Origin of the sequence: Pedobacter sp. MR2016-19 (genome assembly GCF_014947265.1) — a bacterium.
GTDB lineage: Bacteria > Bacteroidota > Bacteroidia > Sphingobacteriales > Sphingobacteriaceae > Pedobacter.
In genome coordinates this window covers 119,959-132,939 of record NZ_JADCNK010000012.1, presented here as the reverse complement: position 1 = coordinate 132,939, position 12,981 = coordinate 119,959, and the positions used below count along the sequence as shown (strand labels likewise).

Here is a 12,981-nt window from a genome sequence, read left to right as displayed (position 1 = left end):
GTTAAGTAGTTTATAAAGTTGGGATGCCTAAATCTGTTAATATTTGGCGTATTAAATTATATTTTATCATGATTACCGGGTTGGTGCCATACAGCTGCTTAAATTCTGCATCTGTACGCCCAAGTATAGCTTCCAGGTACATATTTGCATCCATAGAAGGCGTTGCTGGCGTAGAATATGGATTTGTTGGCTCCGCATCAATAAAGCCTATAGCCTGCAATGATGGTCTTACACCGGCGGGCAAACCAGTTACCCTTGAGTCGAGGTAAAACGTAGCCAGATCATAGGCATCGCTCACCGTGACGAATTTCCGGGTAGCATTGGCAAATTTATCCAGTATGTCGGCGTATTTAGGCCTGAGCATGGCATTTGTAAGCATCGCCCGCAAGATCGCTCCTTTATACTGTGTTTTTGTGGCTTGATTCATCGTAGGAATGTCCGCAATCTGACTGATCACTACGGTATTTAACCCCTTAAAAGCATATTTAAAACCATTGGTATTCAGGTTGCCAACTAATAAAATACTGGGTACATAAACGCCTTTCGGCAACACCGATAAAATTTCACTCTTCAAATAGGCAAGTGCAGCAGGTACATCCGCTTTGTTGCAATAAGTGAATGAGTTAACGAGTGGTGGCGCTCCTGCCTGCAATCCGCCAATGGAGTAACTTAAAGACAATTTCTCATAATGGGTAAAATTATGCCCAAAAACATCTGTTCGGGCTTGTGTACCAATGGTATCATTAACGAACACCGGAATCCCCGTCTCTTTAAAGAAGAGGTAATTGCTATGAATGGTGGGGTCGTTGGGATTGTCATCCACCACCAGCCAGTTTTTATCGTAATCCGGAAAAACGGTTACCTCCTCCTTCCGGCATGCTGTTGCCAATAGAACAAAGAATATACCTGCGATATAAATTTTATGATTCATATTAAATATGTTTATAGAGGTTGAACGGTACGTACACTTCTGATGGGATTTGTTAAAGTACCCCGGTTAAATTCTATGGCGTAATTTGGTATCGGAACCTGCCAGCTCGGCGCATCCTGAGCAAAAGACTTCAATACATAATTACCAATAGGTGTATTTGCATTGGTTTGTGCATTGTAGCTGTAAGCCGGGTGTTTGATGTTAAAATCTTGCGAAAGCGGGTATTTGGAATTTACCGCATACCGTCGCAAATCGAACCACCTGTGCCCTTCAAAACACAATTCCCGTCTGCGTTCTGCCCTGATAAATTCAACCAGTTCTTGATTGCCTGTTGGAATTTGATCCATACCGGCGTTGCGAAACCTTTTCAACCGCAATTTCTGAATCTCATTTCTCGCGTCTTCATTTGCACCAGTCATCGCTAAGGCCTCTGCATTGTTTAAAATTACTTCTGCATAACGGAAAGAAAAAATGCAGGATACCTGTTCCGGGTCATTGTAGGCTTGCCAGCTACGGTATTTTGCCGGTAACCACGATTTAGTTTTAGCAGACCTTTTAAAGAAAACATTAAGCCTGAGATCATCTGATGCATAGCTACTGATTAAAGTGCTTGAGGCTTTAAAAGACGAGGCGAGACGATCATTACCATTATTATTAGAGGTAGAATCATTTACAAATACCGCAGGAACCGAATTTGGCCCCATGGTAAAAATGGATTCAGTCGAACTCCGGTAAGTGAAATTGGCATCTGGCGAATATAAATTCAGATCATTAAGCGTGTAGCCCATTGTGCCAAAACTTTTGCATGCAGCAATCGCCTTGTCGTATTGCTCGGTATATAAATATATTCGGCTTTGCAGAATTTTTACCGCTGCAATCCCAACCCTTACTTTAGTGGCAGGGTTATAGCCCTGTAGGTATTGTTCGGCCTGTTCAAGGTCTGCAACAATTTGTTTATAAATTTTATCATTGTTGTCTCTTTTAAAATAATTGTCTTCTACTTTTTCAGAGATTTTCAATGGAACACCTTCATCCGTAGCAGCAGAACTGACACGGTATGGACTGCCATAAACATTTTGTAACAGATAATAATAATAGGCCCTTAAGAAATAGGCTTCGCCCCGAATGTGCTGTAAGGTTGAATTATCGGATGTTTCAGCTAATTTTGAGGCCTGAAAAAGTATAGCGTTTATAGCTCCCACCCGCTTATAAATCTTTCTCCATAAAACTTCCTCCCAGGAAAGATTCAATACGTTTACAGCTGGGGATTGGCTCCAGTTGTGGAATGCGGACAATTTATAAAGTGGGGTAGGCTTATCAGTATCTGCAAAGCCAAGTACAAACTGTTCAGAATCGTCGTCCATAACATGGAGCCATGGCGCGGTTAAACCAGTTTCTGAAAGATCGCCCATGGTCTCCTGATCACTATAAGCGGAAAGGGAGACACTGTTTATGAATGCTTCTCCGATCATGAGCTTGTTCAAATCATCTGTATTTTGAACATATTTCAGATCTGTTGAATATTCATCCAGGAATTTGCTGCAAGATGACATCAGCAACAATACCGGTAAAAATATATAGATGTATTTCATGATGCTTTAAGTTTAAAATGAAACATTGATGCTACCTGAGTAAGTAGGCGTTAGTGAAAGGTTGATGTTTGGCGTTGAACCAGACTGTGTTGGATCTTGTCCTTTCAGCATTTTACTGCTGATAATGAAAAGATTGGTTCCGGTTACGCTGACATATGCTGAACTCAGTCCAAGCTTGTGCACTAATTTATCTGCAAAGTTGTACCGGAAAGAGGTGGATTGCAGCTTCAAATAGTCTCCACTCACCAGTCTGATGTCCGAATTGTCGTACATATCATAGATACTGCCTCCAAGTTCGTAAGCTACTGCCGGATATTGAGTCCACCAGGGCGAGTTCAAATAATTGTTTGCTTGCAGTCCGGGTATGTTGGTGTACGCTTCATCTCCGGGCCTGCGCCAGCGGTCTACAAACTCTTTACGAAGGTTTTGCTGTGGGTATGCAACTGCTGTTCCATATCCTGAAGCGATCTTCATCAAACGAATCTTGTTGCCCAAAGAGTAGGTTAAATTGAAGGATAAACCAAAGTTCCTCCAGCCGAAATAATTGGATAAACCGCCTTGAATAAAGGGTTCGCGGCGTCCAGACTCACTCATCACCTCCAGGTATACGTCTTCTCTTTGCATTGAACCGTATTTTTGTTGATAAGCAGCTGCCTGCTCCTCTTCTGTTCCATAAAAAATCGGAGAACCGTCTACCGGGCTCAGCCCCTTAAACTTATAGGAATAGAACGTATTCAGTGGCTTACCGGCAAGCTGAACAGTTCCGGCCAGAAAGTCGGTGTATTTGATGTTATCAACCAAAACATTGTTTCTGTTGTTAATTGTACGATTTAAAACTTTGTTCAACACCTGCCCAAGCTGCGGGTCAAAGTGCCATGTGAATCCACGTTTTGAACCTTTTGCGCCCACATTATCGATCGCTCTAATACTTAAACTTACCTCGATACCCTTATTTTCCAGTGTACCGCTATTGATTACGTACTTTTCTATCCCATTAATCTCTGAAACCGTTTTATCAAGAAATGCATCTTCAGTCTTTTTATAGAAGTAGCCCAGCGATCCGCTTATTTTATTTCCAAACAAGGAGAAGTCCATTGCAACGTTAGAGGAAGAAGTCCGTTCCCATTTCAAATCCGGATTTGGGAAATTGACAATTTTCGAAGACTGTGCATTGTAATAAAGGTCTGTAGTTGGTATTTGCTGAATCACCATATTGGCAGATTGTCCTGGCAGCATATTTCCCTGCCAACCCCATGAGGCTCTCATAGCGAGATCATTTACCCAGGACATATTTTTCACCAAATCGTCTTTCATATTCCATCGACCGGAAATGGCCCATATCGGCAGGAATCTATTGTTTGCTCTTGCTCCGAATAAGTTCGACTGCTCACCCCGGATATGTACATTCACCATGTAACGGTTATTCCAGGAATAACCCGTGGTACCGTACCAGGCCAGGCTATTTGTCAATTGACGGCTATAGGAGCCTAGCGCCTTAATATTAGACATCCATTGTTGATAATATGCCGTATTAGTAGTAGGTACGACATCGAAATAGCCACCCATTTCAGGGAAATACCCTCTTCTGGTGATTTCAAAACCTTTGTATTCGGAAGATATAGCCTCTATACCCGCACTTGCGTTGATCGAATGTTTAGCATCTTTTCCAAAATAAGTGCTGTAATTGGTCTGTATACGGGCCGTATACCCGTTGTTACGCATTTCACTTCTTTGCAATTCACCGCCGACAGGTGCAAGATCTGATCGGAGATTCTGGTTCCCCCTTAGTTTATAAATGTAGTAAGTGTCTTTCGTATAATATAGCTCTCTATTGTTGCTGCTCGCATTGTAAGCAAATGTACCATCTACATCCAGGCCAGTCATTACCCTATATTTTATTAATGCCCTGATGTTGGCTGAAATAAGGTCAGTATGGTCTCCTGAATTTTCCTTTTCTTTTAGGATGTTGTAATTATAAATCGGTGATCCGCTAATCACCTTTGGATAGAAAAAATAACTGCCGTCTGCATTGTAAGCCGGGATCGTTCTGCTGGTGTTGTAAGCATAGTTCATCACACCTAAATCCTGCGGGGTATAATCTCTGGTTGAATAGTTACCGGTAAATGAGATTTGAGCCATAAATTTTTTATAATCTGCAGTAATGCTCATGAGCGACGAATAGCGTTTATTATTCTCACCCTTAATAGCACCATTTTCATTCTGATAACCTAAAGAGGAATAATATTTGATTCCATTGGCGCCACCGGAAAGGTTTAGGTTATGATTCTGAGAGATGGCATCCTGGGTTACAAGCCCCATCCAGTCTGTATTTACATTTGCATAATAATCAGTCAACTGCTTAAATTCATCGTATTTTATATTACCTGCATAATAGTCCTGAAGTGCTTTTTCGTAACCTGTAAACTGCGTAACATTGTTGTACTGCATTCCTCGTTCGATCATCTCTTTAGAGACATCCATACGTTCCTGCGAGTTCATCATGTACATACTTTTATCCGAGTACCTTGGGTGCCTGGAGAAGCTGGTTGTACCCATGTAGGAGATTACAGGTCTGCCAACCTTACCTTTCCTTGTTGTGATTACAATTACGCCGTTACCTGCTTTTGCACCATAAAGTGCCGTTGCTGATGCGTCCTTAAGCACATCAATTTGTTCAATATCCTGAGGATTCAGTCCTGCGATTGCATTACCCAGTAAATTTACAAAGTCGAGGTCATTGATCTGTTGTGGGTTAACATTAACAGGATCGGTTAATACAATTCCGTCTAAAACCCATAGTGGCTCCCTGTTTCCCAAAATCGTTGATGTTCCCCGAATCCTTAACCTCGGCGCGGCACCCACCTGACCAGAGTTTTCCATAAAGATCATCCCGGGAACCCTGCCTTCTAATAATTTATCAATGGTGTTAATTCCGGGAGTGATTATACTATCCATTTTAAGGGTAGTTACTGCACTTGTCAGCTTTCTGCTGTCAATCTTCTCATACCCCGTGTTCACAATAGTTACTTCGTTCAGGGCTGAAGAAACAAGTTCCAGTGTAACCACTCTGGCCCGTATGGCATTGACTTCCAATTTGGCATAGCCCAGGTGATGGATCTCCAGTGTGGCGTTTGCGTACTGAGTAGGAATTACAAATTTCCCGTTTTCATCTGTTCTGGTTGAAAAACTTGCACCTTTAACTTTAATTGTAGCCCCGTCCAACGGTTTACCGTCCTCTGTAGTCACTCTACCCTCTACGGGAGTCTCCATCAAATCAGAAGGAGCAGATGCGTTCTTATCCAGTATGATAATGATACGGTCTTTGATTTCATAAGTAAGCGGTTGTTCAGCGAACAATTTCCGTAATGCGTTGATTAACGGTTCGTTAACAAGCTTTAAGGTTACCGGTCTGGCTTTTTTTAAAATCCGGTCGTTGTATGAAAAATCATATTTCGTTTGCTTACTGATGGCCTCTGCTGCCTGTACAAAAGGTGCATCTTTTAAGTTAATGGAAACGGTTTGCGCACTCAATTTACTGCTTAGCTGTAGTGCAAAAAAAGCCAGGAAGATGAAAATAAATTTAACAATAAATGGTGATGTGCTGCTGTTGGTTACAGTATCGCCTGGTTCAGACGGCACACGCCTCCCTTTGTCCTTGTGGATAAGGAAATAGTTCATATTTTTGTAAGGTTAGTTAGTTTGTTTGAATGGTTTGTTGATTATTTCTCTGAATCGGATCTATCTATCACAGCTGATGGTGTGCCCACACCGTCAGCCTTTTTAACAGATGCCGAAAATTACATGGTAAATTCTAGCGCATAAGCTTTACACTCCTTCCTTTGATCTCAAATTTTAAATCCGTTATTTTTTCGAGTGCGTGTAATACTGTAGATAATTTTTTATCCCTGCTGATTGATGCATGAATCTGTATATCAGTAGGTATCCCGGTGTAATCAATATCCAGGTTATACCAACGTTCAACCTGCCGCATAACTTCGGTTAATGGGGTTGCTTTAAAACGGAACTGACCGTCTTTCCAGGCAATAAATAAACTTGCGTCAACTTCTGCGATTTCGAAACCAGCGCCCGCAAGTACAGATTGTTCTCCGGGATGCAGTTGCGGTGCCTCATCATTACCATCTCTGCTAAGTTGTACACGACCATTGACCAAAGTGGTAACCGTTTTATTGTCATCATTATAAGCGTTAACGTTAAAACTGGTTCCCAAAACCCTTATCTGCTGTCCCCTGGTGCTCACAATAAATGGCTGGCTGGCATTATGATGTACTTCAAAATAAGCTTCACCAAGAAGTTCTACCCTTCTTTCTTTACCCGAAAAAGTTGCCGGATAAGACAAGGATGAGGCTGCATTTAGCCATACTTTGGTACCATCGCTTAATGTGACACAATACTGTCCCCCTTTTGGGGTAGTTAAGGTAAGATTTTGATCTGACTCTTCATTTTCAACCAGTGTTCCATCTTTATAGTGGACAATTCCATTTTCGGTAATAATCTCTTGTTTTTCGCCGTTCAACTGATATACGGTACCTTTTGATGAAATTAAAGATGCACGGTTGGTTCCGGGTTGTATATCAGTGATGTAATCCTTTGACGCCAGTTTACCAGCCGAATCATTTTTTAAAATAAAATATACAGATAAGGATAGAAAAATCAGAACTGCTGCCGCCACTTTAGTGATCCAGGAAATTCTGCCCATCAATGTGGGTTTCCTCAGGCCTATGTTTTGTTGAATTTCAATCCAGGCCAAATCTGCTACTTCAGCAGATTTTTCTTCAGGTATATCTGAAGTAACTTCAGATGCAAAATAAGCTTGAAGTAATGTATTTAATTGCTCCTCATTATTCCCAGTCTGAAAAAATGAGTGTAATTGAAACAACTCCTCATCATCGATGGAATTATTTGTATATTTTTCAAATAAAAGTTCAACATTAATCTCTTTGTTCATCTAATAGGTTGTTTTATCCACGGGTATATAATGAATACACACAAAAAATAAAAAATAGCACCCCTAGATCAATTATTTTTCAAAAAAATTGGAAGTAAGCATAATAAAAGTTCAAGATGTTTAGATCTTAGCACCAGTCTCAACCTTTTATTAGACTCCTGAATATGATGGTTGATCGCAGACGCGCTGATCTTTAACTCATCACTAATTTCCTGATAACTCCGTCCTTCTAACTTATGCATGACATAAACCTTGCGCTGTCGCTCTGTCAGTTTACTCAAAGCCATGTTCAGCAATGCTTTAGTTTGCGATGCATCGTCTGCATCGTCCATAGGATTATAACCTACATCCGGATCGATTTCGCTCCGCATAAGCTGGTCATAAATATTTCTTCGGAAAGTATTTTTTGAAAGATTTGCTGCCATTTTATACAGCAAAGCGCTAAAACTAAGTTCTGGATCTATTGTTTTACGAATTTCCCAGATCTTCATGAAGATGTCCTGGAGAATATCTTTGGCTATTTCTTCAGATTTTAAAATCTGAATCAATTTTGAAACCAGGCGCTTCGCATAACATTTATATATTTCTTTAAATGCAGATTCGTCCCCATCCCGCAACTTTCGCAGCAGTTCCTTTTCATCGGTGATGGCTATTTTTCTCAAGAAAATCAGAAGTTAGTTGAAATCGAAGGTAACAAAAAAGTAACTTAAACACAATAACATTGACTTAACAAACCAATGGTTTGACCTTGGTTGGCTTTTATCTGCCCGTTCCAAACTAAAAAAGCAAGCAAAGGATTTTACCATGCTTGCTTTACTTAAAGTCATATCTAAATTACCCCTGCTGTTCAGGCATGCCATTCGGGTCCATCCATACATATTCCCAATGATGACCATCAAGATCATCAAAACTATGCTGATACATAAAACCATAATCGGTAGCCGGATTAGGTATCGTCGCGCCAGCTGCTACCGCTTTATCTACCATTTCGTTAACCGCATCTTTACTCTCGGCCGATATGGCAATGGAAGTTTCTATTGTTTTGTGTGCATCTATAATTTCTTTTTCGGTAAACGTTTGGAAAAATGTTCTGGTCAGCAGCATGATATAAATGGTATCGCTAATGATCATGCAGGTTGCTTTCTCATCGGTAAATTTGGGATTAAAAGTATATCCGAGTTTGGTGAAAAATTCCACCGATTTGTTAAGATCGTTAACAGCGAGGTTTACGAAAATTTGAGTTGCCATATGGTTTTTATGATTTAGTATATTCAAAGGTATATTAAAGCTACATAGGTATTAATGTGCAAAAACGACAAGTTAGGGGGTAAAACGCGACTTATTGATGGCTTGCCAATTAGAGAAAGATTATGGAAGAGAAAGCACAAAAAAAATAAATCTATAGTGGCTTAGAACCATTTTTAATTCTTTTATCTTTAGTTTTTGGTAGTAACCATCAATATCATCTCTTGCAAAACTTAAACCTTTATCTATTACCCGCTCATGAAACAAATATTACTCATTTTAACCGCCTTATTGCCCTTTTATACTTTCGCTCAAAAGAAATTGCCAGTTGTAAAGGCAAGTGCTGGCCAGGCAAAAATTTATGAACAGGAGAACGCAGTATCGAACTGGTATATCAATCCCAAAATAAAACCGGATGTTTTTATAACCGGTAAGTTCACAAAATCTGAACGCGTAAAATTCAAAACTGATATTGATTCAATCGTTTTTAGCATCAGCCCGGGGCAGAAAAAGGAGTTTATTGTTTTGTTAAACGGCAAAGATTCGTGCCTTACTCAGATTACTGCTCCTGCGCTAAAAAACTTAAGTAAAGTATTGTCCGAAATTCACGACTCAATACCTTTTTTCGTTAATAAATTCAATACCAATTTTTTGCCGGTCGTTTTAAATGGCACTGACTCGCTGTTGTTGAATTTTGATTCAGGTGCAAATGACATAGACCTTACCAATGCTGCACTGGCGAAAAAGGTGAAATCGAAACTCAAACTTTACGACGCAGAATACGGTATAAAAATTGGAAACCATACCTACAAAAGCAAGATTTATGACATAGAATTGGCAGGCAACGAAACCGACGGACTGCTGGGATGGGATATATTCGATGGCATGATTGTGGCACTGGATTACGATCAGAACAAAATGATGGTGCATTCTACCATGCCAAAGGAGATTTTACAGGATAAACAATATACCCGTTTTAAGATCACCTATATCAAAAATAAACCATTTATCGAAAGTGAAATTTCGCAAAGCGGAACCAAAAATAAAACCCTGTTTTTATTCGATTTGGGTTACCAGCGTACGGCTATGCTCGATAACGATTTGCTGCGGGAAATGAAGTTTCCAACCGAAAAGATGGAAGTGATCAAAAAGGTGATGATGCACGGAACAAGAGGTAACGAAGTGCCGGTAACCACAGTAAAGCTGCAAAGTTTGAAGATTGGTAACTTTGAACTTAAAAATGTTCCTGCGCAAGTGATGGAACAAAATAAGCCCATGCCCGGTATTAACGTTCATTACCTTGGAACCGATATTCTGAAAAGATTTAATACGGTTTTTGATTTTCAAAATAATGTGATCTATTTAAAGCCAAATCATCTTTATGATGTCGCCTATGCAGACCAAAAGATCTAATATAGGCCGGCATCCCGACTGAAGTGCAATGAAATGGAGAGATCTTTAAACAGGGGCTTTTACTTCCATCATCTATTTTTTACCGCAAAGAGTGCAAAGGGAAGACGCAAAGCACGCAGAGTTGCCTGGCTAGCGTATAGTATCGGCTTTACGTCCATCTTACATCATTCATTTTGCCTCAGGCCTCCGTTAATTAGTAAATTGTATCTGCTGTACCAAATAGGCTTTCCCAAATTGCTGTGGATCGTGTACCACTGTAGCTTTAATGGCCTTCCATTTTGGCCGTTGTCCATTTTGCCAGTTCGTACGGATTTCCTGTGCATTCAACCAGATTTCCTCCAGCTCATTCTGAATGGTACTGTTTGCATAAGTGAGCTGTAACTTACCTGGAATCAGATAATAGTCATTTCCAGTTTTGCTTAGTCTTATTACTGGTCCTCCAGGTACATAAGAAGTAATCAGCTGCAAGGTAAAAGATTCACTTCCTTTATACTGCTCTTTGCTGATTATCTTTTCGAAAATAAAGTAGTATTCAGGCCCGTCTTGGAGGGGCACTTCATCGCGGTTGAACTTCGCTTTAACACGGTAGGTATAACCAGGCTCCCGCTGATCAAAACCCGAAAGCGAAGCGCCAGCATCGACATTACCGGGCAATTTTAACAGCTGATCGTTATCTGCACCATAGCGATGGCTTACCAGTAATTCAACTTCCTGTCCGTTTTTTAAGTTCAGCGGACCATATCTTTCTGATTTTTTACAAGAAACAAATGCGAATACGATGAATAGAAGGAGTAGATTTTTCATAGAGATATGATTTTAGATAAGGTCCACTGCTAAAACGTAAAGATGCCAATAGACGCTACAACAGATTGATCATTTTGTTTCTCCCGCAGATTTAACAGATTAACGCAGAGCGCACCAAGATATTTTTTGTTTCTTTGATGCAATAGACTTCGGACTAATTCCATCCCTTTACTCCTGACTAAAAACCACTCATCCCCCAAAATCTTACGCTCCTGTACTTTGTCTTTTTTCTTAAAATTAGTTTTCGTTGTTTTGTTCAGCGCAGAAAATTTTGGTAAAGAAATTCTACATATCACTTTATTGGAAATGTCAGCTAATTGGCTGGTCGGTGGCGGCTTTATATTGGGCATTCCAGGGTTGGTCTGCTGCAGGTAATTTTAGATTCGATTTGGCTGTTGTGCAGTTTGTTTCGGATGTGCTGATGTACATTTTGATTACCCATTTGTACCGTAATTTTGCAAACAAAAACCGTTGGCAGGATCTTTCAATAGAGAAACTGATCTGGCGGATGTTGATCGTTATTCCGGTAATGGGTATTTTTTATCTGCTTGTTACCACTGGTAAATTGTACCTGGTGAGGCTGTTGTTTCTGAGCCATCCAGCACAGTTGTTTGCCGATTTTTTTAGTATAAATGCTCTTGGTATTTTTGTAGCTGGCATCCGCTTAATGGCCATATGGCTTTTGGCTTACCATCTTTACCATTATGCAAAAAGAGAAATCAGGTTATCGGTAGAAAATGCCAGACTGGAGCTTAGCTTTAAACAATCGCAGTTGGACAATCTTTCTGCTCAGTTAAACCCCCATTTTCTATTTAATGCACTCAATAATATAAAATCTTTGGTTTACACCCGCCCCGATGCTGCAGGTAGGGCAATTGATCTGTTAAGCGAACTGTTGCGCAGCGGATTATATAAGGGTAGTGCCATGCTCATCAGGTTAAATGAAGAAGTAGACCTGGTTAGAGATTACCTGGAGCTGGAAGCTTTGAGAATGGAAAAAAGATTAACTTACAATTTGGATATCGATATTTCGCTTTCCGGGTTGATGGTGCCACGTTTGTGCATTCAAACATTGGTCGAAAATGCGGTAAAGCATGGAGTTGCCTTAGAAAAACATGGTGGAAAGATTGAAGTAATAATTAAGGAATATGATGGATTTGTAAATATCTGTGTCTTAAACCCGGGCAAATTGGAACAGGATAAAACGACTACAGGAATCGGACTTCATAACCTGAAAGAAAGACTCGATCTCAGTTATCATCACCGTGCTTCTTTCAGCCTGTATGAAATGGAGCAAAAAGTTTGCGCCGAAATTAAAATTCCGATCAGATGAGAAACATTAGGACGCTAATCATCGACGATGAACGTGGCGCAAGGCAGGAGCTGATGAGGATGTTAAAAAGCTATCCTCAGATTACTGTATTGGGAGAGGCTGCTAATGCTGATGAGGCTGAACAGCTTATCGGACTTTTAAAACCCGAACTGATTTTTTTGGATATACAGATGCCTGGTCGTTCGGGTTTCGATCTGTTAGAAAATCTGGTACATGTGCCACAGGTGATTTTTGTAACGGCTTTCGACAGTTATGCGGTGCAGGCTTTTGAAGTAAGTGCCATGGATTACCTGATGAAACCTGTACGTGATGAACGTTTTAAAAGTGCAATTGATAAAGCCATAGAAAAGATGAGCGTGGATGATGGCACAGCTATTTTTGTAAAAGACAGGGGCAAACATCATCTCATAAAGTGGAAAGATGTGCATTTGATCGAGTCGGTAGAGAATTATGCGCGACTCTTTTTCGGCAAGGAGCAGGTATTGCTCAAAACCTCCTTAAACAAACTCGAAGAAAACCCCGATTGTGAAAGATTTTTTAGAGCCAGCAGAAGTATATTATTTAACCTCGACTACATCAGTTCAATAAAAAAAGATGATAAGGGGATGTTTGTAGAGCTTAAGATGGGAAATTTAATCAGGATCTCAGAACGGAGGGCTGTTAAATTAAGGAGCCTCATTAAAATATAAACTATAAT

The 12,981-nt window shown here is 40.2% G+C and carries 10 protein-coding genes; 3 read left to right on the top strand and 7 right to left on the bottom strand.

What is annotated here, in order from left to right:
• Nucleotides 1-10 precede the first annotated feature (10 nt).
• From IM793_RS16300 to IM793_RS16275, 6 genes are all read right to left on the bottom strand, one after another.
• Nucleotides 11-931 (bottom strand): hypothetical protein, encoded by a 921-nt coding sequence (locus IM793_RS16300; protein ID WP_193423122.1) that lies wholly within the window; start codon nt 929-931, stop codon nt 11-13.
• 11 nt (nt 932-942) lie between these two features.
• Nucleotides 943-2,523: a RagB/SusD family nutrient uptake outer membrane protein gene (locus IM793_RS16295; RefSeq protein ID WP_193423120.1), complete on the bottom strand. Its 1,581-nt coding sequence runs from the start codon at nt 2,521-2,523 to the stop codon at nt 943-945.
• Between the two features lie 12 nt (nt 2,524-2,535).
• Nucleotides 2,536-6,201: a SusC/RagA family TonB-linked outer membrane protein gene (locus IM793_RS16290; RefSeq protein WP_193423118.1), complete on the bottom strand. Its 3,666-nt coding sequence runs from the start codon at nt 6,199-6,201 to the stop codon at nt 2,536-2,538.
• Nucleotides 6,202-6,334: 133 nt separating this feature from the next.
• The gene (locus IM793_RS16285; RefSeq protein ID WP_193423116.1) at nt 6,335-7,489 is read right to left on the bottom strand and encodes a FecR family protein; all 1,155 of its coding nucleotides are present in this window, start codon (nt 7,487-7,489) and stop codon (nt 6,335-6,337) included.
• A 68-nt stretch (nt 7,490-7,557) separates the two neighbouring features.
• Nucleotides 7,558-8,151: an RNA polymerase sigma factor gene (locus IM793_RS16280; protein WP_193423114.1), complete on the bottom strand. Its 594-nt coding sequence runs from the start codon at nt 8,149-8,151 to the stop codon at nt 7,558-7,560.
• Nucleotides 8,152-8,323: 172 nt separating this feature from the next.
• The gene (locus IM793_RS16275; protein WP_193423112.1) at nt 8,324-8,737 is read right to left on the bottom strand and encodes a VOC family protein; all 414 of its coding nucleotides are present in this window, start codon (nt 8,735-8,737) and stop codon (nt 8,324-8,326) included.
• A 255-nt stretch (nt 8,738-8,992) separates the two neighbouring features.
• Here IM793_RS16275 and IM793_RS16270 point away from each other — a divergent pair, with 255 nt between their 5' ends.
• Nucleotides 8,993-10,147, top strand: coding sequence for an aspartyl protease family protein (locus IM793_RS16270; protein ID WP_193423110.1), 1,155 nt, complete (start codon nt 8,993-8,995; stop codon nt 10,145-10,147).
• Nucleotides 10,148-10,336: 189 nt separating this feature from the next.
• Here the strand turns inward: IM793_RS16270 and IM793_RS16265 are convergent, their stop codons facing one another.
• Nucleotides 10,337-10,951, bottom strand: coding sequence for a hypothetical protein (locus tag IM793_RS16265; RefSeq protein WP_193423108.1), 615 nt, complete (start codon nt 10,949-10,951; stop codon nt 10,337-10,339).
• 328 nt (nt 10,952-11,279) lie between these two features.
• Between IM793_RS16265 and IM793_RS16260 the strand changes: the two genes are divergently transcribed.
• Entirely contained in the window at nt 11,280-12,284 is a 1,005-nt protein-coding gene (locus IM793_RS16260; RefSeq protein ID WP_193423106.1) for a histidine kinase, read from the top strand.
• Nucleotides 12,281-12,973: a LytTR family DNA-binding domain-containing protein gene (locus IM793_RS16255; protein ID WP_193423104.1), complete on the top strand. Its 693-nt coding sequence runs from the start codon at nt 12,281-12,283 to the stop codon at nt 12,971-12,973. The genes IM793_RS16260 and IM793_RS16255 overlap by 4 nt, the downstream gene beginning before the upstream one ends.
• Nucleotides 12,974-12,981: the final 8 nt, after the last annotated feature.